Raw genomic sequence first — 22963 nt, forward strand, 5'->3', positions numbered from 1 at the left:
GATGCCAATATTAATGGGCACAATCAGCTCAATAAACTTTATAATATGATACGGTTGCGGGGTTAGTATCTCCAGGATTTGTACGCAACTTAAGAGCCGATATAAGTAAAAGGGCAATAATGAAGGGCATGGATTACTCAAAATTTGTGGACGCTGTTCTTGAAAAGGACGATGCTGAAATCAGTCGGCAGGTTAAAGTGATCACTGCTGTACTCATCAAATTTCTCACCGTCCGTATGGATGCACCTCTCGAAGATGCACAGGATTGCGCACAAAATACCCTGCTTATCGGTATAGAAAAAATCCGTAATGATGAAATTGACCACCCTGACGCCCTCATAAACTACCTGTTTACCACGGCTAAATATGAATACTTGAAGCGCGTAAACAAGAAGCGTGAAGTGCCTTATGATGAACTTCCCGAACACCATTCTGACAGCCCTGATCAGCTGAATCGCTTACTGGATAAAGAGAAAATGACCCTTTTAAAACGCTGCATGGAGGCTTTAAAGAGTGATTACCAAAAATACATCGAATATTGGTTTCAGCATCCGGGCTACGAAACATCGGTGGTTGCCGATTATTTTAATATCTCTGTCAGCAATGCCTGGACGAAGAAGCATCGCGTCATAAATTTGCTCAAAGAATGTGTCGAAAAAAAAATTCAAAAATAATTGTAAGGAATCGCTTTTTCATCGCTCTTACTTAGCAGGATGTAGTTAAGGATACATCCTGCTATGATTAAATAATTCAGCCATGGATAAATCAAAAGAAAATAACATACGTCAACAAATTGACGCCTATATAAAGGGGAAACTTGGCGAAGAGGAGATACAAGAGCTATGGACGGTATTTGCAAAAAATCCTGAATTGCTGGACCTGCTGGAGTTGGAAGTCAATGTAAAGGCCATTATTGAAGAACAGGCCAAACAACAAAAACAGTCGAAAAGCACCCTTCGGAAATTACCTTCCTGGAGTTGGTATGCCGCAGCCGCAGTAGTAATTTTGACGATTACTGTTGTACAATTCTTTCAAGTGGATACGCCTACCAGTCTTAACCAATTAGTGGTTCAAGATATTACAGCCGCACAGTTGGAAACGGCCGATGGTATCCGGGCCATGAAAAAAGATGACCGAATTACCACAGCTGATTCGCTGCTTAACCTTGGCTTTGAAGCCGTTATTTCCGGCAACGAGAACCGGGCCCTGGAAATATTTAACGAAGTTATTCAGAACCATGATGAAGAACCCTATGGCTCCAAAGCTTATCTGAATAAAGGCATTGTGCTTTATAATGAAGGTAATTACCCAAATGCCATTTCTGCTTTTAATGAGGCTATAGCCCGTGCAGAGCACAGCCGTATGATACAGGAAAAAGGGTTTTGGTACCTTGGAAATGCCCTGATCAATACCGGACAACTTGAAGATGCTCGTGATGCTGTATACAAAGCATATCAGCTGGATGGCGTCTTCAGAAAACCAGCGTTCCGCATATTGAAAAAACTAAACGACGACCTTGGAGAATCTGATTACGAGGAATTTGATACCCAGTCTTTAAACTAATTGAAAAGATCAGGCTAAACTGATATGTGGGGGTAAATAACAAAGCTCCGGCCAAGCGGTCGGAGCTTTGATTTTATAGTATATAGTAAATATGCCTAACTATTAATCCACAAGAGGAACAGGCTTCCGGGACTCTTTCATGTGAGCCATCAACAATTTATGTGTGCTGCACTTGGCCGTTCCTTTTTCTCGCTGCACCCGCTCATAGCTACCATCTGCCTGCAAAATCCATCGCTGGGTATTATCCCTTAAATAAACATTGAGTACGTACTGCAGATATTTTTTCAAGGGCTCCCTTTCAATTGGGGTGATGGCCTCTACCCGCGCATCCAGGTTTCGGTGCATCCAGTCGGCGGAGCCCATAAAATACTTATGCTCGCCGGCGTGATGGAAGTAATAAATGCGGGAGTGCTCTAAAAAACGTCCAATAATAGAATGCACCTGTATGTTTTCACTTAACCCTTCTTTACCGGGAATCAGGCGGCATACACCCCGTACAATTAAATCTATTTTTACCCCCGCTGCCGATGCTTTGTACAACTTTTGGATAATTAAGGGATCTTCCAGGCTGTTCATCTTGGCTATAATCCGTGCCGTATTCCCTTGCTCGGCCTCTTCAATTTCTTTATCGATTAAGGCACTCATTTGCTTGCGCATGTGCCGTGGAGCTACCAACAGCTTCTCGAAACTTTGCTCGGGAGCGTAGCCAGTTAAAAGATTGAATACATCCGTCACATCACTTCCGATATCATCATCGGAGGTAAATAGCGCCAAGTCTTCATATAGTTGGGCTGTATCGGGGTGATAATTACCTGTACCAATATGGCAATAGGTTTTAAGACCGTCATTTTCTTCACGTACCACCATAGTCATTTTAGTGTGAATTTTGAGCCCCGGAATTCCATAAGCTACATGCACGCCATAATTTTCCAGCTTTTGCGCCCAGTTAATATTCCGCTCTTCATCAAAACGGGCTTTGATTTCTACCAGCACCACTACTTGCTTGCCTTCTTCAGCGGCATTCATCAATGAATGCATGAGGGGGGAGTCTTTTGAGGTTCGGTACAAGGTCTGCTTGATAGCCAGTACTTTAGGATCCTCAGCAGCTTCTTCTAAGAAACGCTGTGTTGAAAATTCAAAGCTGTGGTAGGGATGGTGCACCATAAAATCACCCTTCTTGATCACTTCAAAAATACTGGGCAACTCTTCCTCCGGGTTGTGCTTTAACGCAGGATGCAACACCGGCACCCAATTGCGCTCTTTAAGCCTGCTAAAACCACTCAAACGTGCGATCTGCATTACATCTGCCAACCCGATGGTTCCCCTCATTTCATAAACATCCTTCCGGCTGATTTTCAGATTTTCAATCAGGTACTCTTTTATATGTCGGGGCGTTTCTACGTCAATTTCAAGGCGCACAATCTCTGCAAACTTGCGCTCTCGCAATTCATCCTCAATGGTTTCCAGCAGGTCCTCTGCTTCCTCCTCGTTCCGGTCCACTGACGCATTCCGGGTTACCCTGAAAATATGGGCACTTAACACATCCATCCCCGGGAAAAACTGATCCATTTTCTCATAAATCAGGTCTTCGATAGGTATCAGCACTACTTCCTGTTCTGCACGGTCGGCCTCAATAAAACGATTGCGATTGGCGGGTATCTTAAGCCTTGCAAACGATTTTTCTTTGGTGCGCGGGTTTTGAAGCTCTATGGCAAAAGAAAGACTTTTGTTCGATATAAACGGAAAGGGGTGTGACTCATCCACCGCCAGAGGTGTTACAATGGGATAAATCTGTTTCTGAAAATAACGGTCGCACACACTTTTCTGGAAATCGGTGAGCTCGGAATATCTTTTGATATGTATTCCCTTTTGATCAAGAGCTGGACGGAGTTCTTCAAAATAACTTTTCCGGTAGGTCTCAATCATACTTTTGACTTCCTTGCGGATGGCACGTAGCTGGTCAGAAGGCGTCATTCCGTCAACCGAAAGATCCTTGACCCGCGCCATCAGCTGTCTTTTCAAGCCGCCCACACGTTTTTGGAAGAACTCGTCCAGATTCGAACAAACAATAGATAAAAAAGTGATTCGCTCCAGTAGCTTATTCTTTGAATTTTGAGCCTCTTCCAACACACGCCCGTTGAACTTCAGCCAGCTCAATTCATAATTCAGAAAGTATTCATCCCCAAAAATTTTGAGGTTGCTGGACCTCAAATCTTTATGCATTCCTCTCCGCTTAAGAATTTCATTCTTTTTGGGATTGGCTTGTTTACTACCCATATTGGATCGTTGTTCTACGGATGGATCTAATTCAATTTCGTCCGGCGATAGGGAGTTTTTTTTCATCGACCTTATTTTTATTTAACCTGCGCAATTAGGCTTAAAACTAAGTATAATTCTGTAAACTTAGCGTTAACAAATCACTTTTTACACCCAACGTGAATAATCCACTTTTAAATCCCGAAGAAAAAGAAGAAGCGTTTGAGCAGACGGTACGTCCGGGTTCGCTTGAAGATTTTATCGGGCAAAAAAAGGCTATCAACAATCTTTCTGTTTTTATCAAAGCCGCACGTCAGCGGGGTGATGCCCTTGACCACGTGATTCTTTCCGGCCCTCCCGGCTTGGGAAAAACCACGCTGTCTTACATCATCGCTAATGAAATGGGTGTCAAAATTCGCCCCACCACCGGCCCTGTTTTGGAAAAACCCGGTGATCTTGCCGGTATGCTTACCAACCTGGAAGAGGGCGATGTTCTTTTTATTGATGAAATCCACCGGCTAAATCCCGTGATTGAGGAATACCTCTACTCGGCTATGGAAGATTACAAGCTGGATATCGTGATCGATTCCGGCCCCAATGCACGCAGCATCCAGATTGAGCTCAATCATTTTACCCTGGTAGGCGCTACTACCCGAAAAGGCCTGCTAACGGCTCCCCTTCGTGCACGCTTCGGCATCGACATGCGGCTGGATTATTACGATGTAGAATTACTTCAACGCATTGCTTTGCGTACCGCTCATATTATGGGCGTAGGTATCACGGAAGCGGGTGCTCATGAAATTGCCCGTCGTAGTCGTGGTACTCCCCGCATTGTGAATAAGCTGTTGCGCCGTACCCGCGATTTCGCCCAAGTGGATAACCTGGATACGATTGATGAAAAAATAGCGGATAAAGCTCTGAATGCTCTTGACGTAGATCAAAACGGACTGGACGAGATGGATATTCGTATCCTCAAAGCCATCATCGAAAATTACAGTGGCGGTCCGGTAGGTTTGAGCACTTTAGGCGTAGCTGTAGGTGAGGACAAAGGTACCATCGAAGAGGTGTACGAACCTTTCCTTATCAAAGAAGGCTTTATGCAACGCACTCCCAAAGGCCGCATAGCCACTCGCAAAGCTTACGAATACCTCGATATTTCTGAAGGGAAAAAGGAGCGGGATTTATTCGACGGGTAACAGGGAGTGTGATGCCTGTGATTTAAGTGATGTTCTATGATATTGTTCATCACAGTGCATCCAAATTATCACACCGATCACAGTTAAAGAGGAGTTAAATACTGTTTCTGCTTTACCTGCTTGCCCCTTGGAATAGAATTAGATCTGGATATACTTTCGCTTTAATAATCATTGTCAAAAACTGTGATGCCTGTGATTTAAAAGATATTCTGTAATTAAATTCATCACAATACATCAAAATTATCACACCCATCACAGTGACTGCTCGCCAAATATCCTCGAGGGCGCGTAAATACTTAGTATCACTCCCCGGGCAACCATAAAGCCAGTCATGGCCATCCAGAGAGCGTGAATGCCATAATCTTCTGCAGTGATGAAGTACACCGGCACAAATACCAGGAAGGTGGCCACCAGCATGGAATTACGCATAGCCCCCGTTGCAGTAGCCCCGATATAAACCCCATCCCAAATAAAACACACACTGTTGACCAATGGCGCTACAATCAACCAGATGACTACCGTCATGGCCATAGCTATCACGGGCTCCTTATCGGTGAACAGGGCAATGATTTCAGCATCAAATAGAGCATAAGCGATAGTACCAAATAAGCCTAATCCCAGCCCCCATAGCATATTGGCTTTAACGGCCAGTTTGAGTTTGTCTGGGGTTCCGGCTCCTTTAAATCGCCCCACTAAACTTTCAGCGGCGTAGGCAAAACCATCGGTGCCATACGAGCTGATGTACCACATTTGCAGCAGAATGGTATTTGCAGCCAGAACCACATCCCCCATAGCTGCCGATTTAGCCGTGAAAAACGCATAAGAAAAGATGAGGCATAGCGTACGAATCACAATATCCCGGTTCACTGTGAAAAAGCGTTTTATCTCGCTCGCTTCTATCAGCTCACTGAATTGGATATTCAGCTTCATCCCGCCGTACTTTCTTTTGTAGAGGATAAAAGCCAGGCCGAGTCCCAGGAAACTAGCCACTAAACTACCGGTTGCCACCCCGTCTACATTCATCCCAAACCGGAACACAAAAAGCAGGTTCAGCCCAATATTTACAAGGTTTAAAAATATGGTAACCGCCATGGGATAGTGTGAGTTCTGCATCCCCAAAAACCAACCATTGATGCCAAAAAGTGCCAGCGTAGCGGGAGCTGCAAATATGCGAATGTGATAATAGAGCCGGGTGTATTCTTCCACTTCCGGCGAGGCATTGATCAGGTAAAGCGAGAGCTCGATTATAGGCAGCTGAAGCAGCAGGATCGCCAGACTACTGATCGCGGCCACAATAAGCACGCGCATCAGTATTATACGTGTTTCCCGTTCATTACCGGCCCCGTAGGCCTGTGCTACCAGTCCGGTGGTGCCCATTCTCAAGAAACCGAATCCCCAAAAAATAAAATCAAAAATGATACTGCCAACGGCAATGGCGCCAAGGTAATACACATGTTCCAGCCGGCCAACCACGGCGGTATCAATGGCACCCAGCAGAGGCACTGATAGATTGCTGATGATGTTTGGTATGGCTAGCCGGAGGATTTGGCGGTTCAAGAAAAACAGGGATCTTAATTAAAATTGGCGGTGGAAAATACGGTCTGTAACTCAATAATGAATTCCTATTTTTAACTTTGCTTACGGTTGCATATCTATGGGTGTGCGTGTATTTTCTTTCTCTGTAAATTCTTTCACACAAATTATTCAACTTATTTGCTTTTCACATGGACATTGAAACCCGCAATAAACTTATCACATTTGTACTTGGAGTAATCATTATTGGCCTTGGATACTGGTTATATGATTCCCTGGTAACCCCTTATCAGGAAGTTAGAGAACGGCAGGCTATGCGCGAAGACGTGCGCCAGCGCCTGGTTGACACCAAGGATGCCCTCATCCAGTATCAAACCAGAAACGACACGTTTCCACCTACCGAAGGCGGGTTAGACAGTTTGGTTAACTTCCTGAAAACCGATTCCCTGATGATAGCAATGGGAGATTCTCTGTTCGGAACCACTTTTGATGTATACAATCCTGACTCTCTGGTATATTCTCCACGCCCACCGCACAACAAATGGGAATATACGCTGAACGATACGCTGCGTCCGCAAATTTATTTGTTGGAAGATCCTGATACCGATGATGCCGTTGGTAGCCTGGAACGCACTACTTTGCGTAATGCTCCAAACTGGAATTAATGAATGCAGCTTCTGCTAATTTAGGTGTTTGTTTTTTCTCGGATCGATTGTTCTATTCTATTAACGATCCGGAAAGGGACAAACACCTTTTTCGTATAGGCTCTTTCGATTTCAATTTCAATGTGATTGACGCTATTACCCGTCAACACTCCGATTACTTTCCCCACCTCGTTTCTACTTTCGAAGATTTTCGAACCCGGCATAATATAAAATCGGTCCGTGCACTTACCCATCCCGCGCACGAATGCTGGACCGTTTTCCCCAAAGTTGTGTACGACAATGCCGACGAACGTGAAGACCACCTCTCCATTTTGATGAAAGGCGTTGAACGCGAACATATTGAACCCACCTGGCACGAGCTGCACAACAACGAATACCGGTTTCTGTGCCTGAGACGCCGTAATTTAATGGACGGTTTTGATAAACTAACGACCCGCGTAGCCACTACCGACTTTAGCAGTGATTTTGAAATGGCCCAAAAGTGGTCGGCTTTTGCCAAGCCCGGCGGTTCTTTTATGATGATTGGCTGCCACCAAAACGTGCTCTCGGTTACCTCTTTTCTGCTAGGCAAGTTTCGTGCGGCTACGTACATTTCGTTTGATCAGCGGGAAGATTTACCGTATCACTGGCTACAACAATCAGCGCATTCCAGCTGGATGCGGGGTATTCACGAAACCATTTACCTGTTTGGTCATCAAACCCATGCCGTAGAGCAAGCCCTGAAGGGTTTTTGGGATGATTCGGCGGAAATATCACGCCTCAATAGCCTGGAAGAAATTGGGGTAGAAGCCGAAGAAGAAACCTATGGCTTTGATCTTGCAGCTGCTTTCCCCGCTATTTTGCTAAGCCTGGATTTTTGATTTGAAGCCTTAAATGCTCCGTTATAAATGTTAAATTGAGCCCTGCTTCATTTATCATTTATAACTTAAAATTTCATCATTCCTTATGCGGATTATTACCGGAAAACTAAAAGGAAGACGCATTAGCATACCGGACGGGCTGGACGTTCGCCCAACCACCGATCGCACCAAAGAAAGCATTTTCAACCTGATTGAAGCCCGTTATTACCTGGATGGAACTTCAATTCTGGATCTTTTTGCCGGCTCGGGCAACCTGGGCTTTGAAGCCCTCTCGCGCGGCTCTGATCACGTAACAGCCATCGAACACGATGCAGGCAACACCAAACTTATCGAAAAAACCGCTGCTGAACTTGGTGTTGAAGATCAAATGCGTGTAGTTTGCGCCGATGTACAACACTATCTAAGCGGGCCAGCCACCCCACATCATTTTATTTTTTGTGATCCGCCTTACGATTACCCTTCGATGGAAGAAGTAGTAGATAAAGTGTTTGCCAAAGACTGGCTTACCGAAGAAGGCTGGCTGCTTTTGGAACATGACAAATACAAGGATTTCAGCGACCATGAATTTTGGGCTGAATCCCGCGCATACGGCCGCACCATCGTTAGCATCTTTCGCCGCCAACCGGTAGATTCGGAGTAAAACAGCCTTATGAAAACTATCGCTTTATACCCGGGATCCTTTGATCCCATGACCAACGGCCACCTTGATATCCTTAAGCGGGCAGCCAAGCTATTCGAAAAAGTTATTGTTACCGTAGCCGTAAACAAGAAAAAGCAGGCCGTATTTACCGGAGACGAACGGGTAGAACTCATCAAGAAATGCATTGCCGATGAAGCATGGGCAAAGGATATTGAAGTCACACAATTTACCGGACTGCTGGTAGATCACGCCAAAAAAATGAAAGCCGATACCCTGGTGCGTGGTGTACGTCAAATCTCTGACTTTGAATATGAATTTCGCATGGCCCTCACCAATAAACGCCTGGCCCCCGAAGTAGATACCATCTTCCTGATGCCGGATGAGGAATTTACTTTTATTTCGGCCTCCATCGTGAAAGAAGTAGCATATTGGGGCGGAGACCTCAGCTCTTTTGTTCCGGATAATGTAGCCAGAGCCCTTAAGGATAAATATAAAGACCGTTAAGTCCGGCCTCTTTATTTCCTTACAAGCTTATTTCCCAATTTCCCTTCTGGTATAGTATATTCACTATCAGATTTAAGTATCTAACCAACAACTCACTCACATCATAGATAAACACTAAACAAATGATCTCACAGCGAGCACAAAACGTACAGCCATCCGCAACCCTGAAAGTAACAGGACGCGCTAAAGAGCTTAAGCGACAGGGAAAATCAATCATTTCGCTTAGCGCCGGCGAACCCGATTTCAAAACACCTAAACATATTTGTGATGCGGCCATCAAAGCTATTGAAGACGGCTTTCACGGGTACACCATGAACCCTGGAACCCCGGAACTGCGGGAAGCTATTTGTGCCAAGTTGAAACGGGATAACAAACTTGATTTCGAGCCCTCTCAAATTATTTGCTCCAACGGTGCCAAGCAGTCTGTTGGATTCAGCATTCTTTCCCTGGTTAATCCCGGTGATGAAGTGATTATCCCGGCTCCATATTGGGTGTCATATCCTGAGATGGTGTGTCTGGCCGAGGGTGAATCCGTGACGGTTCGCACCTCTTTCGAGCACAACTTTAAGCTCACTCCGGAACAACTGGAAGAGGCCATCACACCCAAAACCAAGGCACTGATTTTATGTTCTCCATCAAACCCAACAGGAGCTCAGTACACCGAAGAAGAGCTTAAAGACCTGGCAGAAGTGCTCCGTAAGCACCCGGATGTGTATGTGATTTCTGACGAAATTTATGAGTACATCGTATTTGACCGCGACCATGTGGGCATCCTGAATGTGGCTCCTGACCTTAAAGACCGCGTGCTGCTTATCAACGGCTTTTCCAAGGGCTTTGCGATGACCGGCTGGCGCTTAGGCTACCTCGCAGGACCCAGCGAAATTGTAAGCGCTGTGGCTAAAATTCAGAGCCAGGAAACCTCGGCGCCTTCCTCTATCTCACAGAAAGCTGGAGAAGCCGCGTATACCAACTCTCTTGATGAAGTACACAAGATGCGCGATCAATTTAAAGAGCGTCGCGACTACCTGATTGAGACGCTCAACTCCTTTGACGGTGTGAGCTGTTTTACTCCCGGCGGCGCATTTTATGTATTCCCGGATATTTCAGCCTACATAGGCGCTCAGAAGCCTGACGGTGAGACCATTGAGTCGTCCACCGACCTCTGCCTGTACTTGCTTGACGAGTACGGCTTGGCGCTGGTACCTGGTGATGCCTTTGGGGAACCAAACGGCGTACGCCTCAGCTATGCTGCTTCAAAAGAAGATCTTGAAGAGGCCATGAGCCGGTTTGAGAAAGGACTGAAAAGCTTGAAGAAGTAGAACCAAGACTTCCATTTTCAACATCATTCATTATCTCAAGGCTCTGCACACTTATGCAGGGCCTTTTTTGTGAAAACAGGTGGAACACTTTTAGCCTTCGTACCATTTAACATATTGACCGGCAAACAAATACTACGATCATGAATTATTATTCTCGTCGATTTTTGAATTCTTTTCTTCTGCTGATTTTGGGCGGCCTCGTCTTTGTCATTACTGCCTGCGACGGAGATCCTGCTTCTTCAGGAAATAATGACGACCTCTATTCTAATACCTTAAGTCCTGGGTTATCGGCGCATAGCTTTTTGTCTGATTCCACCTTTATAGAGTTGGTGGTTGAAATTGATTACATGCCTGGACATTCTCCAAATCAGGAGGCATTAAACAATCTTCAGACTTTTCTGGAGCAACGACTGAATAAGCAATCTGTTACGATTTTAGCACCGCAGGAAATTCCAGCTGCAGGAAACAACAACTATTCAGCCAATGATATCCGCTCTTTAGAAGAAGATCACCGCAATGAATTTTCCGAGGATGACAAATTAGCCGCCTACATGCTGATTACCGATGGATATTTTGAAAACAATAATGTGCTTGGTGTAGCTTACTATAACACTTCAACAGCATTTTTCGGAGCTGCCTATGATGACGCCACCAGTGGTTTTGGAGCTCCTTCAGACTATCAGATACAAGCCACATCTTTCCGGCATGAATTTGGACATCTTTTTGGACTGGTCAACATTTCCAACTCAGGCACCGAAATGCAAACCAACCACCAGGATGCCGAGCATGGCAACCATTGCACGAATGAAAACTGCTTGATGTATTACGCTATGGAACGTCCTGATTTAGTTGAACAGTTTTTTGGCAGCCAAGTCCCTTCTCTGGATGCCAACTGCCTGGCTGACCTTCAAGCAAATGGAGGGCAATAGCTCTTCAGGATGAAAAACCGATATTACTTTGCTTACGGTTCAAATCTGCACCCTTTGAGGCTGCGGGAACGTCTGGGCAAGTCTGAAGCTCATGGCCGTGGCCGGTTGCCTATGGCCAGATTGTTATTCAATAAATCGGCAAGAGATGGTTCAGGTAAAGGAAATATTGCATTCACAGAAAACCTTTTAGATGAGGTATTCGGCTCCATCTATAAACTTTCTAAAAAACAGGAACGGTTACTCAACCGATACGAAGCCTTAGGCCACGGATATCATAAAATTGATGTTGGCGTGGAGCTTGATGACAAACGCGAAATCACCTGTTTTACGTATCAAGCCATGCCCGGCTATACCGATCCCGAAATTTTGCCCTACAACTGGTATAAGCAATTGGTGTATCTGGGAGCAGAATACATGGAATTTCCTGAACCCTATCTTCAAAAAATTCAGCAAACACCAAGCATTGAAGATCCCCAAAAACGAAGAGCCAGAAAGAATAAACAGCTCATTCAAAAAATGCAGTTACAAAAAAAGCCCCAATCCAGCTGAACCGAACAGGGGCTTTGATCATAACCAATAGGTAACAGTCTTAAAGTTTATCGACGGCCAATTTGTAGGTGGGATCTTCCATCACGTTTACATCAATGATATCATCAGCATTTGAAAGCAATTTGCGACAGTCTTTACTCAAATGTTTTAGATGCACCTTCTTACCCACTTTCTGATATCGCTCCGTAATCTTATTTAACGCCTCAATGGCCGACATATCCACTACACGGCTTTCGGCGAAATCTATAATCACTTCCTCCGGATCATTGAGTACATCAAATTTAGAGTTGAATACCGTAACCGAACCGAAAAACAGCGGTCCATAAATTTCGTAGTGTTTGGCACCATTCTCATCGATGTGCTTGCGGGCACGAATGCGCTTAGAGTTTTCCCAGGCAAATACAAGAGCAGCTATAATCACACCAATTAAAACCGCTAAAGCCAGGTTATGCAGGAACGCGGTGATTAGAGTAACCAATACCATCACTATAATATCAGGTGTTGGCATGCGGTTAAATGTTCGCAGACTGGCCCACTCAAAGGTTCCCACAGCTACCATAATCATCAAGCCGGTGAGTGCTGCCATGGGCATCAGCTCAATCAAACCGGAACCAAACATGATAAACACCAGCAACATTACCGAAGCTACGATCCCGGAGATACGGGTTCGGGCACCGGAGGAAACGTTAATAAGACTTTGGCCGATCATCGCGCAGCCACCCATCCCTGAAAAGAAACCGGAGAAAATATTGGCAATACCTTGTGCCTTAGCCTCCTGGTTGCCATTTCCACGGGTCTCTGTAATTTCATCGATAATGTTCAAGGTCAGCAAACTTTCAATCAAACCTACTCCGGCCATAATCGCTGAATACGGTAGAATCAGCATAAAAGCTTCCCAGGTAAGCGGTATTTCCGGAATGTGAAACGGGGGGAAACCACCGCTGATAGAGGCTATATCGCCCACTGTGCGCGTTTCTATCCCAAAGGCAACTACCACTGCGAAGACCGTCACGATAGCCGTCAGAGAGGCCGGTATGGCTTTGGTAATCTTGGGCAGTCCCCAGATAATGAGGATGGTAAGTGCCACCAATCCCAAGATCGTAAATAACGGCTCACCGGATAACCATGCACCGGAAGGACCTTTAAACTGGTCCAGCTGAGACATAAAGATGATGATGGCCAATCCGTTTACGAAACCGAATATTACGGGGTGGGGGACCAGACGCATCAGCTTACCGAGTTTCAGTGAACCGGCAATCACCTGCAGAATTCCCGCTAGAATAACGGTAGCAAAAATGTATTCAGGTCCATGTGATTGCGCCAAGGCAACCAGCACTACGGCTACAGCTCCGGTTGCGCCGGAAATCATGCCGGGGCGTCCGCCAATGATGGAAGTCACTAATCCCATCATAAAGGCTGCATACAGTCCTGTCAAAGGTGACAGACCGGCAATCATCGCAAAAGCTACCGCTTCGGGAATTAAGGCCATAGCCACGGTCAGGCCCGCCAGGGTTTCAGTTTTATAGTCTATTTTATCATTGAGACCAAAAAGGTCCAGGTACTTCTTCATTACAGTTGATGAATGTTATCGTAGATTAAAAATGTGTTTTTTGGTAGGATGCAGCGAAGAGATGAGCAAGAATCGAAGAGCAATAAAGCATCCTGTCGTATTTGTACGACATAAAACTAAGCAACTATACAACCAGAAAGAATAGGAGAAAGTGTTTTTTCGTGTTACGAAATCATGAACTTAGTTGCATCTCTCGATAACATTTTTGGTAGCGGTTTTTTAGAAAAATAGCCGGAAATCACCCGGCCACAAACAGTGTGTTAAAAATCCAAAACACCCTTAATACCTACTTAAATACCCTTTATAGAAAAATTAAATAGGAAAAATAGCTTGGCCTTTTGTGCGAGAATCAGGACAGAGCAGCCAGATTAATCAACCTGATATTCCACAAAAAAGAGAAAAGAAATTTCTGCAGAAACTACCTTCAGGCTTTTACTTTTTCAGGTGAATACACCATATCCAGAAAATTTTGTAGAATAAGTGAACCTACGTTCCCCGATTTTTCGGGATGAAACTGTACCCCAATAAAATTGTCTTTGGCCACAATGGCTGTAAAGTCATTAATGTAATTGCAGGCTGCCAGTGTATCTTCACTTACCGGGGCATAGTAACTGTGTACAAAATACAGATAATGTTTAGGGATGATGTTCCTAAGAATCGGATGTGACTCAACCTGTAGGTTGATACGGTTCCAACCCATGTGTGGTACTTTGGCCTGACTTTCATCAAACTTCTCCAGGCCTCCGTCTATAATACCCAAACCTACCGTGTTACCCTCACTTGAGGTTTCATATAGCAACTGCATCCCAACACAGATTCCCAACACCGGCTTTTCGGTATTCTTTAACCATGTATCAATTTTTTGATCTTTAAGCGACTGCATGGCTGCACCGGCATGGCCTACGCCTGGAAAAATAATTCCGTCCGCTTTATTCAGTTCGTCAGGTGTTTCAGCTAAATAATAATCCGTACCCAGCCGCTCAAGTGCATTTGCGACAGAGGCTGTATTCCCAGCTTTATACTTGATGATAGCAATCATGAATGACCTACAAAGTTCCTTTGGAACTTGGAATTTGGTTTTTTATTCGCCCGTTTTGTTCTATAGCCATCTTTAGAGCCCGGGCAAGACCCTTAAAGCAGGCTTCTATTTTGTGGTGATCATTTTTTCCGGCAAAGCTAACATGTAATGTGGCTTTCAAGTTCATCGCCAGGCTATAAAAAAAATGTTCAATCATTTCAGTGGGAAAGTCACCTACATACTCTCTCCTTAAAGAGCCTTCAAAAACTAAATATGGCCTTCCAGACAAATCTATAGCCACCGTAGCTTGCGTTTCGTCCATAGGTAACACAAAACCATAACGTTCAATTCCCTTTTTTTCTCCAAGTGCTTTAGTAATCACTTCACCCAGTGCAATGGCTACATCCTCTATGGTGTGGTGCTCATCCACTTCCAGGTCACCGTCACACTTCAGTTTTAAATCAATGAGCCCGTGCCGGGCAATTTGGTCCAGCATGTGATCAAAAAAGTTTAAACCCGTAGAAATATCGGCTTTCCCTGTTCCATCCAGGTTTATTTCTATGTTAATGTCCGTTTCATTGGTTTTTCGCTGGATGGAAGCTGTTCGTGCTTTGGTGGTAATGAACTTAACTACAGCTCCCCAGCTCTCCGATTCAATCAATACCTCATCTTCTTTTTTCAGCACCAGCTTGCCCTCAACTTCATCAATCAAGAAATCAGGCTCGCCATCTTCAAAAAGAGAAACATTCTCTTGCTCTAATATTTTTTTTTGGTCTGGGGATAGGTCGGCTGTAGACACATGAATGTCCCGCCCGCCATCGGAAATACTTTTCAGGGATGATATGGTTTGTTCTCTGAACAGGAACTCCCCATTTGGATCATTCAGTGCTTTTTTAGTGATGGAAATGAGCATGAGTTTGGTTCCTTAGGGCAGACTGTTTGTCCGCCATGGTTAATAAAAGTTTCGATGTTGCAGTTTTTTACAGGCCTTGGTCACCTTACCCACCCCTTTATCCCCGCCCAAGCGGGGAAACTCTTTTAGTGAGAAGTGTTATCGATATTCTATTTCGGATGTCTTTGTTTGAGCAAAACTCAAAATTCAACATTCAGCATTCATAATTACAGACTTCCAAGCGCTTCAAAAAACCGGTCATTTTCCACTGAGGTTCCTACCGTCAGTCGCAGGCAATTTTCACAATGCGGTTCATTTCCGCGATAGCGAACAATCACGCCTTCATCTGCCAGCTTTTTATACACTTCCTGAGCATCATCAATACGAAACATTACAAAATTAGCATCCGTGGGGAATACTTTCTCCACCTGTGGAAAAGTAACCAGTTCAGCAATTACCCGCTCCCGCTCTTCCATGATGGCTTCAATATTCCGTGTAACATCATCGAGGCTGGAAAAAGCCTGCAGGGCTTTCTGAGAGGTGAGCTTATTCACATTGTAAGGAGCCTTTACTTTCATCATGTACGAGATGATTTCCGGGTTGGCCAGTGCTACTCCCAACCGAATGCCGGCCAGTCCAAATGATTTTGACATCGTTTGTAATACCACCAAATTAGTAAACTCTTCCAGGTTATTGGCGAGGCTACCCTGCTGGCTGAAATCAATATATGCTTCATCTACCACCACCATGCCATCAAAACCTTCCAGCACTTTCGCGATATCAGTCACACTCATGCTGTTGGCAGTGGGATTGTTGGGCGAGCAGATAAAAATCAGCTTGGTTTCCGGTTTCACTGCTTCTAAGATTTTCTCCGGCTGCAACTGGAAACCTTCTGTGAGCAGTACTTCATCCACTGCCACATCGTTGATGTTGGCCGACACTTTATACATCCCATAAGTTGGAGGGTTGATGATAATGCGATCCTTACCCGGCCGGCAGAATATCCGGAACAGCAGGTCAATAGCTTCATCACTGCCCACGCCTACAAATACATTTTCGCGATTCACGCCGCGAAAGGTGGCAATTTTATCCCGCAACAGCTCTTGGTATGGCATGGGGTAACGGTTCAGTTCAAGGTCGTCTGCGTAGGGAGCCCCAAAACTGTTCTCGTTGGCATCCAGCAAAATCCCGGAATCAAAATCATCCCGTGCACTGCGATAAGGTTTCAGGTTTCTAATGTTTTCCCTCACCAGGGAGTTGATGTCTATTTTCTTCATTTATACCGGTTTATATATACTTCTTTATTTGTCTCAATATTTTTAGTGGAACGCGGATGAACAAGACAATCGCCATCATGTTGTTTTCTAATCAATAATCATCCGCCAAATCTGTGTTATCTGTGTTCTAATACAATTTCTTTTAAAGGGTAAAGCTTTATGGCTGGCAACATTTACCCACCCCTCAATCCCCGCCCAAGCGGGGAAGCTTATCAAGCTAACTCCGAATCAATTCAACATTTAGCATTCAAAATTTAAAATTACCAGAAAGTTCATTATTCGATGTTTCTTAATCTCAGGCTCACTGCATTCTTATGCGCCTGAAGTTCTTCTAAATCTGCCAGTTTTTCCACTGCAGGTCCAATATTTTTCAAGCCTTCCTCATTTAGTGACTGCATGGTCACTGATTTTTGAAAAGCCGCCAGGTTCACCCCGCTGTACATTCGGGCATATCCATAGGTAGGCAAGGTGTGATTGGTGCCCGAGGCATAATCGCCCACGCTTTCAGGGGTAAGCTGTCCTAAAAACACCGATCCGGCATTAATGATTAGATCGGTGTATGACTCAGCTTCCTCCACATTCACTATCAAATGCTCCGGAGCATATTGATTGGAGAATGAAAAAGCTTCCTCCAACGAATCTACTACCAGCGTGAAACTGTTATCCAGGGCTTTCGCTGCCATTTCTTTGCGAGGCAACGCATCCAGTTGCACCTCTAATTCTGTATTCAAAACTTCTAAATTGAATTCAGCAGTGGCCACCAATACCACCTGGCTGTCTTTGCCATGCTCAGCCTGGGAGAGCAAGTCGGCCGCCACAAAAGCAGGATTGGCCTCACCGTCTGCAACCACCAATACCTCCGACGGTCCCGCCGGCATATCAATACTGATCTGTGCTTCCGAGTTTTGCAGAATCATCTTTGCGGCCGTCACATACTGGTTACCGGGACCAAAAATTTTGTCCACTTTCGGCACCGAATCAGTTCCCAATGCCATGGCGGCAACCGCCTGCGCACCGCCTGCCAGCAAAATGGTGTCAATACCTGCTTTCTGTGCTATGTAAATGATTTCCGGAGCTACGGTTCCATCTTTCCGGGGCGGAGTGGCCAGCACTTTGGTGGTACAACCAGCAATCATGGCCGGGATGGATAACATCATTGCGGTTGAAGGTAAAATGGCGGTTCCTCCCGGCACGTACAATCCCACCCGCTCAATGGGCCGCGTCACTTTCATACATCGCACACCCGGCATGGTCTCCACCTCCATGGGCTCCGGATATTGGGCTTTGTGAAACCGGAAGATGTTATCGAAAGCCACATCGATGGCTTCTTTTGTTTCCTCATCAACCGTCACTTCTGTTTCTTGTGGGTTGATAACCACGGAATCCAATTTCACCCCGTCAAATTGTTCAGTGAATTTCCTGACGGCCTCATCGCCATTTTTCTCTACCGCATCCAAAATCGGTTGTACTGTTTGGAAGATGGAACTGAAATCAATTTTGGGCCGCTTCAGCAGCTTGTTTGATTCTTCCTGCGATAATTCTGAGTAGTTATATGTTTTCATCATATTTACCTCTTGGTTGGAGGCTGAGCCTCCTAAAAGCATTCCGCAGCAGAGCAGCGGAGCGAGTGATATCGTTATTCAAAATGTCACGCTCCAACACAGAATGCGAGAGCGAGTAGCAGTAAGTGTTTGGGGAAATTCTGGCACTGATTCCTTGGCACCAGTTACCCTCCCCTCCCCGAATAACTCGGGGCCTCCCAAGAGGGGAATCTTGTGGAGTTGAATGTTCGATGTTCTACATAATCATGCTTTCAATGGGCAGCATCACGATGTCCGTGGCTCCGGCGGCTTTCAGCTCTTCCATTACCGTCCAGAATTTCTCGATAGGAATCACGGTATGAACAGCCACCATATCTTTTTCAGCCAGCGGCATTACCGTAGGGCTTTTCATAGAAGGAATAATTTTTTTGATTTCTTCCACTGAAGCCTCCGGGGCGTTCATCATAATATACCGGCTTTTTGCTGCTTGCTGATGGCCATCCATACGTACTAAAAACTTCTCAATCAGCTGCTGCTTGCCCGGTGAGAGTTCTTTATTGGTGCGAATGAGTTGCGTCTGGGATTCAAGAATAGTGTTCAGTTCCACCAAACCATTTGCTTTCAGCGTACCGCCCGAGGAAACCAGGTCAACAATGGCATCAGCCACTTCCAGCTGGGGGGCAATTTCCACCGCGCCGGCAATCTCAATAATTTGAATATCAATGCCACGGCTCTCAAAAAACTTCCGGGTCAGATTGGGATAACTGGTGGCTACTTTCTTTCCGTCAAAATCTTCCGGCTTTTTGATGTCTCCGTTTTTTGGAGCGGCCAAAGAAAGCCGGCATTTTCCATATCCTAAATCCCTGATGGCTGTTACATCGGCGCCGGTTTCCTGTGTTTCATTAGCGCCTACAAAGCCAAGGTCGCATACACCATCTTGCACATACTCGGGAATATCATCATCCCGAAGCAGTAGCAACTCTACATCAAAGTTGCGGGTTTTAACAATCAGGTTGCGCTTGTAGTTATCAAATTCAATGCCAATGCCTTCCAGCAAATCAATGGTTTTATCGGTCAAACGACCGCTTTTCTGGATGGCAATGCGTAATGAGGTAGAAGAATCCTTCGTTCGGTTCATAGTATTGGTAAATAAAAAATTGAGTTAAAAAGTAAGAATAAAAGAGGGTAGAAAAAGAGAGATCGAAGACGTGCGAAATTAATGCACATCAATGTGGTGATGTCCGCGATGGGCATGATGGACATCGTGATGAATATGATGAGTGATATGGAGGCTGTTTTTTATCACGGATTCAAAATAGGCATTGTTCAATTTCTTGACAACTAAGCAGCTAACATTTTCAGATAATTTAATATTGGTTCGGGCTTACAAAGCGACCCACTTCTTCTTTTCTCTTTTTGCGGTGTTTGGTATACCGCCCGCTTACCCGCTTTCTCCACATCTTAAAACTGGATCGTTTCATTTCTTTTCGCATCAGCGCGATGGTTTCCTCCTCATCCAGGCCAAATTGAAATTCGATGGCATCAAAAGGCGTGCGGTCTTCCCATGCCATTTCAATGATTCTGCTTTTATCTGCTTTGGATAGTTTATCTAAATCAGCCATAATTTCCTTTTTAATTTACCCATCCAATCAAATCTTCCCTCCATTCCGTTTCAAAAAATTAAAACTTTTCCCTCGCCTGCACTGTTTGAATTACATATTCATCCTAATTAAGAGACCTTGCTTATGAAATTCCTTCTCAGCGCATTAACCATTTTTATTCTCTTCGCTACTACCAATAGTTCAGCTCAATCCGGTATGGAACTGCAGCTGGAAGACTATCAATGGGAAAACCGGCTCTTACTTATTTTCTCTCCAAGCGTCAATCACAACGATTTTCAGGTAATGAATCAAATCATCGAAGAACACACGGAAGGTTTTACTGAGCGCGATTTAAAGGTATTCTATGCTGCTCCTGAAACCGATCTTTCCATTCATGGAACCCACATTGAGCAGAACAGTGCCGAAACGATCTCAACCAAGTTTGACCTCTCTGACTCCGCATTCACCGTTCTTTTGATTGGCAAAGACGGCACGGAAAAGCTACGCTCGGATGAGGCAATTTCATCACAGAAACTATTCAAAGTAATTGATGCCATGCCGATGCGTCAGCGGGAGATGAAGAGGGATGGTAAATAGAAGTGGAAGTGGTTAAATTATTGCCGACCACTAAAATCAGCAAAAAGACAATTACCCATGAAAATTGATGTGAACTGGCTGGGCGAAGGCCTGCATTTTGAATCAGAAAATGAAACCAATGGCAAAATCCGCATAGATGGCTCTAATTCCATCGGTGGGCTGGAGGGCGGACTTTCGCCTATGCAACTGTTGCTTGCCGGAGCCGGAGGTTGTAGTGCTATTGATGTGGTTAACATCCTGGAAAAACAAAAACAAAAGCTTACCGGGCTAAAAGTTGAAGTAGACGGAGATCGCCAAAACGTGGAAGGCGCCAGCCATTCCGAATACAAGTCTATTCACATGCACTATATTTTTGAAGGCGATTTGGATCCCAAGAAAGTAGAACGCGCCTTAAAGCTTTCTATCACCAAGTACTGCTCCGTTTCCAAGGCGCTGGAGAAGGGTTCTAAGATTAGTTATGATTATGAGATTAGATAATTGAAGATTAAAAGATGGAAGATTATTCTAAGAGCAATCTTCCATAGCGAAGCGTTTTAATCTTCCTTTTTTAATCGTGAAACCGTCTAAAATTGATTCTGAGCCACATTTTAGCTATATTTAGAGATATTAAATTACAATAAATCAGATACTTATCTATGGCTAAATGTGAGTTATACCAAGACGTTAAAGGCGAATGGAGATGGAGACGAGTTTCCAAAAGCGGTGATATTGAGGCCTTTTCCAGTCAGGGTTTTGAAAAAGAAGAAGATGCCCGCAAAGACGGGAAAGATTGCAACGAATGCACCAGCTATCTGAGAAAATTTTAACTGATTTTTTAGATCATCTTTTAAGCCTCTCCCCACCGGAGAGGCTTTTTTTGTTGGTCTCAGCTAAGGGTTTAAAACTCTGCTCTTCAATATTCCTAAAAATATACTCCCAGCAGTCATTCTGAAGCCCCGAATAAGTCGGGGGCTGAAGAACCTTAGCCAAAAAATGAATACAAACAGGCCAAAGTTAGTGCTCTAAGAGTCACTGGAAAAAGTGGTTCAGGAATGGTGTCCTAATGCTCTGCAAAATGCAAGATCTTTCGTCCCGAATCATCGGGATCAAGATGACCGGACACAAAGGGCACAGAAACTTTCAGTATAAGCCTTAAGATTTCAGCACAGGGGGGGTACATGGTCTTTGGTAACAGTGCCGATACTTATTCCACAGCCCTCTCTCTGGATTATAGCAGAGCTAAATCTGTCTCTCTCCTCCGAATGCTCGGAGCAGGCTAGAGAGATAAGTTTTTGCTTAAGAAAGATTCATTCTCTCAACTCACTTTTGTAAAAATACTGGCTAAAATAAGATTCCTGACTGCGCAGGAATGACCGCTAAAGATTTTTGGAGCTGTTGAATGTAAGCACCAAATAATAAATTGATCTGTTTCTTCAGACTACTGAGTTCTGAATCCTGAATTCTGCACATTTACTCACTGCTCATCAAAAGCCTCAATAGCATTCAGAATCAATTGCACCGAGCTCTTGTAAAAATCCTGGGGAATTGTTTCGAATTCATCGGTATGGCTGTGGTAATGCTCATGATCTTCCACCCCAAAGTACACAAAGGGAACGCCCTGCTGATGAAACGGTCCATGATCGGATGCATAAGTCCAGTCGTCTAAGTCACTATTCGGATCGTCGTGACCAAATTGGAGGTTGATTGCCCCGGTATCGATGCTATCCAACACGGTCTTTAATTCAGGGTAGTGATAGGTACCGACTGCATATAACTCATTTTCCTGATTTTGGGCAATCATATCCAGATTGATGTTCAGTTTCACCTTTTCCAGGAAAACGGAGTCCTGCACGAAAGCACGTGCGCCTCGCAGCCCCATTTCTTCCGCATCAAAAGCAGCAAAAACTAAGGTGTGATTAGGCTGTACCTGGCTGAAGTACTCTGCATATGCCAGCAATGCGGAGGTGCCTGATGCGTCGTCATCAGCACCGTTATAAATCAGAGAATCCTGCTTTCCCAAGTGATCATAATGAGCTGTAATTACTATTACCGAATCAGAATCACCCGTAATTTGCCCGATCACATTTACCCCGGTCATCTGCTCATCCTGCCGGTTAGTAAATTCAAATTCATGAGTGTAAGACCCCTGAAATGGCTGGGCGCCAGTTTCCTTGAATCGCTCAACAATGTATTCACGAGCAATGCGGTTGCCTTCCGTACCCGCACGGCGTCCTTCCGTAGTATCAGAAGAAATAAACCGAAGATCTTCAATAAGCTGCTCCGTGTCGAGCGTTGGGAGTGGGGTCTCTTCCTGCTGCGCTGAACAAGAGATAAAAAGAACAGCAAGAAAGAGTAGAAGCAGGGGGTTTTTGTGATAATTCATTCGTACAAATATGTCGTTATAATTTTGCCTTAAGATAGGCATTTTGGTCATCGCACATCCTAAATTATGTAAAGGCTGATCTCTAACTTGT

At 44.7% G+C, this 22963-nt stretch carries 24 protein-coding genes; 14 read left to right on the top strand and 10 right to left on the bottom strand.

Translation table 11 applies throughout. The annotated features are described in order from the left end of the window. Window positions 1–128 precede the first annotated feature (128 nt). Window positions 129–674: an RNA polymerase sigma factor gene (locus FN815_RS10350; protein ID WP_142454569.1), complete on the top strand. Its 546-nt coding sequence runs from the start codon at window positions 129–131 to the stop codon at window positions 672–674. Window positions 675–756: 82 nt separating this feature from the next. Beyond that, window positions 757–1563, top strand: coding sequence for a tetratricopeptide repeat protein (locus tag FN815_RS10355; RefSeq protein WP_142454570.1), 807 nt, complete (start codon window positions 757–759; stop codon window positions 1561–1563). Window positions 1564–1665: 102 nt separating this feature from the next. On the opposite strand, the gene ppk1 is transcribed toward FN815_RS10355, so the two are convergent. Beyond that, window positions 1666–3906, bottom strand: coding sequence for a polyphosphate kinase 1 (gene ppk1, locus FN815_RS10360; RefSeq protein WP_142454571.1), 2241 nt, complete (start codon window positions 3904–3906; stop codon window positions 1666–1668). Between the two features lie 92 nt (window positions 3907–3998). Between ppk1 and ruvB the strand changes: the two genes are divergently transcribed. Further along, window positions 3999–5015 carry a Holliday junction branch migration DNA helicase RuvB gene (ruvB, locus tag FN815_RS10365; protein ID WP_142454572.1) on the top strand — a complete coding sequence of 339 codons (1017 nt, stop codon included), beginning with the start codon at window positions 3999–4001 and terminating at the stop codon, window positions 5013–5015. Window positions 5016–5267: 252 nt separating this feature from the next. Here ruvB and FN815_RS10370 read toward each other — a convergent pair whose 3' ends face one another. Beyond that, the gene (locus tag FN815_RS10370; protein WP_142454573.1) at window positions 5268–6572 is read right to left on the bottom strand and encodes an MATE family efflux transporter; all 1305 of its coding nucleotides are present in this window, start codon (window positions 6570–6572) and stop codon (window positions 5268–5270) included. A gap of 167 nt (window positions 6573–6739) precedes the next feature. On the opposite strand from FN815_RS10370, the gene FN815_RS10375 reads away from it, so the two are divergent. The 7 genes from FN815_RS10375 (at window position 6740) to FN815_RS10405 (ending at window position 12014) form a co-directional block, all read left to right on the top strand. Beyond that, window positions 6740–7213 carry a DUF350 domain-containing protein gene (locus tag FN815_RS10375; RefSeq protein ID WP_142454574.1) on the top strand — a complete coding sequence of 158 codons (474 nt, stop codon included), beginning with the start codon at window positions 6740–6742 and terminating at the stop codon, window positions 7211–7213. Further along, entirely contained in the window at window positions 7213–8073 is an 861-nt protein-coding gene (locus FN815_RS10380) for a hypothetical protein (protein WP_142454575.1), read from the top strand. Before FN815_RS10375 ends, FN815_RS10380 begins: the two co-directional genes overlap by 1 nt. Window positions 8074–8158: 85 nt before the next feature. Beyond that, window positions 8159–8713 carry a 16S rRNA (guanine(966)-N(2))-methyltransferase RsmD gene (gene rsmD / locus FN815_RS10385; RefSeq protein ID WP_142454576.1) on the top strand — a complete coding sequence of 185 codons (555 nt, stop codon included), beginning with the start codon at window positions 8159–8161 and terminating at the stop codon, window positions 8711–8713. Window positions 8714–8722: 9 nt separating this feature from the next. Continuing rightward, on the top strand, window positions 8723–9217 hold the full coding sequence (gene coaD, locus FN815_RS10390; protein WP_142454577.1) for a pantetheine-phosphate adenylyltransferase: 495 nt from the start codon (window positions 8723–8725) through the stop codon (window positions 9215–9217). A 122-nt stretch (window positions 9218–9339) separates the two neighbouring features. After that, on the top strand, window positions 9340–10536 hold the full coding sequence (locus FN815_RS10395) for a pyridoxal phosphate-dependent aminotransferase (RefSeq protein ID WP_142454578.1): 1197 nt from the start codon (window positions 9340–9342) through the stop codon (window positions 10534–10536). A 140-nt stretch (window positions 10537–10676) separates the two neighbouring features. Beyond that, window positions 10677–11465, top strand: a complete 789-nt coding sequence (locus FN815_RS10400) for a zinc metalloprotease (protein WP_142454579.1) — start codon at window positions 10677–10679, stop codon at window positions 11463–11465. Between the two features lie 9 nt (window positions 11466–11474). After that, entirely contained in the window at window positions 11475–12014 is a 540-nt protein-coding gene (locus FN815_RS10405; RefSeq protein WP_142454580.1) for a gamma-glutamylcyclotransferase family protein, read from the top strand. A 40-nt stretch (window positions 12015–12054) separates the two neighbouring features. Here FN815_RS10405 and FN815_RS10410 read toward each other — a convergent pair whose 3' ends face one another. The 6 genes from FN815_RS10410 to hisG form a co-directional block, all read right to left on the bottom strand. Next, window positions 12055–13584: a SulP family inorganic anion transporter gene (locus tag FN815_RS10410; protein ID WP_142454581.1), complete on the bottom strand. Its 1530-nt coding sequence runs from the start codon at window positions 13582–13584 to the stop codon at window positions 12055–12057. A gap of 424 nt (window positions 13585–14008) precedes the next feature. Next, window positions 14009–14623 carry an imidazole glycerol phosphate synthase subunit HisH gene (hisH, locus tag FN815_RS10415; protein WP_142454582.1) on the bottom strand — a complete coding sequence of 205 codons (615 nt, stop codon included), beginning with the start codon at window positions 14621–14623 and terminating at the stop codon, window positions 14009–14011. A 7-nt stretch (window positions 14624–14630) separates the two neighbouring features. Beyond that, window positions 14631–15515, bottom strand: coding sequence for an imidazoleglycerol-phosphate dehydratase HisB (gene hisB / locus FN815_RS10420; RefSeq protein WP_142454583.1), 885 nt, complete (start codon window positions 15513–15515; stop codon window positions 14631–14633). A gap of 206 nt (window positions 15516–15721) precedes the next feature. Then, complete coding sequence (gene hisC, locus FN815_RS10425) at window positions 15722–16771, bottom strand: histidinol-phosphate transaminase (RefSeq protein WP_142454584.1); 1050 nt, start codon at window positions 16769–16771, stop codon at window positions 15722–15724. Between the two features lie 275 nt (window positions 16772–17046). Next, entirely contained in the window at window positions 17047–18333 is a 1287-nt protein-coding gene (hisD, locus tag FN815_RS10430) for a histidinol dehydrogenase (protein WP_185957269.1), read from the bottom strand. A 235-nt stretch (window positions 18334–18568) separates the two neighbouring features. Continuing rightward, the gene (hisG, locus tag FN815_RS10435) at window positions 18569–19450 is read right to left on the bottom strand and encodes an ATP phosphoribosyltransferase (RefSeq protein WP_142454586.1); all 882 of its coding nucleotides are present in this window, start codon (window positions 19448–19450) and stop codon (window positions 18569–18571) included. Between the two features lie 81 nt (window positions 19451–19531). Between hisG and FN815_RS19235 the strand changes: the two genes are divergently transcribed. Further along, window positions 19532–19657, top strand: coding sequence for a hypothetical protein (locus FN815_RS19235; RefSeq protein WP_281286792.1), 126 nt, complete (start codon window positions 19532–19534; stop codon window positions 19655–19657). 22 nt (window positions 19658–19679) lie between these two features. On the opposite strand, the gene FN815_RS10440 is transcribed toward FN815_RS19235, so the two are convergent. Beyond that, complete coding sequence (locus FN815_RS10440) at window positions 19680–19934, bottom strand: TIGR03643 family protein (protein WP_142454587.1); 255 nt, start codon at window positions 19932–19934, stop codon at window positions 19680–19682. Window positions 19935–20057: 123 nt separating this feature from the next. Here FN815_RS10440 and FN815_RS10445 point away from each other — a divergent pair, with 123 nt between their 5' ends. The 3 genes from FN815_RS10445 (at window position 20058) to FN815_RS18910 (ending at window position 21316) form a co-directional block, all read left to right on the top strand. After that, on the top strand, window positions 20058–20510 hold the full coding sequence (locus FN815_RS10445; RefSeq protein ID WP_142454588.1) for a DUF4174 domain-containing protein: 453 nt from the start codon (window positions 20058–20060) through the stop codon (window positions 20508–20510). 57 nt (window positions 20511–20567) lie between these two features. Continuing rightward, the gene (locus tag FN815_RS10450) at window positions 20568–20987 is read left to right on the top strand and encodes an OsmC family protein (protein WP_142454589.1); all 420 of its coding nucleotides are present in this window, start codon (window positions 20568–20570) and stop codon (window positions 20985–20987) included. Window positions 20988–21145: 158 nt separating this feature from the next. Continuing rightward, window positions 21146–21316: a YegP family protein gene (locus tag FN815_RS18910; RefSeq protein WP_020404701.1), complete on the top strand. Its 171-nt coding sequence runs from the start codon at window positions 21146–21148 to the stop codon at window positions 21314–21316. 647 nt (window positions 21317–21963) lie between these two features. Here FN815_RS18910 and FN815_RS10455 read toward each other — a convergent pair. Beyond that, window positions 21964–22872: a M20/M25/M40 family metallo-hydrolase gene (locus tag FN815_RS10455; protein WP_142454590.1), complete on the bottom strand. Its 909-nt coding sequence runs from the start codon at window positions 22870–22872 to the stop codon at window positions 21964–21966. Window positions 22873–22963: the final 91 nt, after the last annotated feature.

The organism is Gracilimonas mengyeensis, assembly GCF_900182705.1.
GTDB classification, from domain to species: Bacteria; Bacteroidota; Rhodothermia; order Balneolales; family Balneolaceae; genus Gracilimonas; species Gracilimonas mengyeensis.